The 413-nt window shown below is 70.2% G+C and carries 1 protein-coding gene; it reads left to right on the plus strand.

Translation table 11 applies throughout. The features are described 5' to 3' along the window. On the plus strand, positions 1–168 hold a 168-nt coding region (locus KBX53_RS35880; RefSeq protein WP_247676670.1), incomplete at its 5' end, for an SAF domain-containing protein. Between the last annotated feature and the right edge of the window lie 245 nt (positions 169–413).

Below are 413 nucleotides of genomic sequence, written 5' to 3' on the forward strand. Positions count from 1 at the left end.
CTCTTCGTGGTCGAGGACGTCCGGGCCGGTGACCCGGTGACCGCGCACAACGTCCGCTCGATCCGCCCAGCCGGCGGCCTGCCCCCGGTGGAGATCGACCGGGTCCTCGGCCGCACCTTCACCACCGACGTCCCCCGAGGGACCCCCCTCACCTGGAACCTCATCTAACCCCGCCCCCACCCCCGCGATCTTGCAGTTACTGTCCCGACGAAAGGCGCATCAGCCGCGATTCGGCGTCAGAAAGTGCAAGATCGCGAGGACGGGAGGGTGGGGGCGAAGCCGACGGTGATGACCAGGTTCTGCGGGCGGAGGGTTCGCCAGAGGGCGGCGCCGTCGGACGGGATGGTCAGGCCGTGTCGGCGCCACCAGAGCGTTATCGGCACGTCGGCCAGCTTGCAGCAGCACTCGGCCCG

The sequence above is a fragment of the Micromonospora sp. M51 genome, from assembly GCF_018070305.1.
Lineage (GTDB): Bacteria > Actinomycetota > Actinomycetes > Mycobacteriales > Micromonosporaceae > Micromonospora > Micromonospora parva.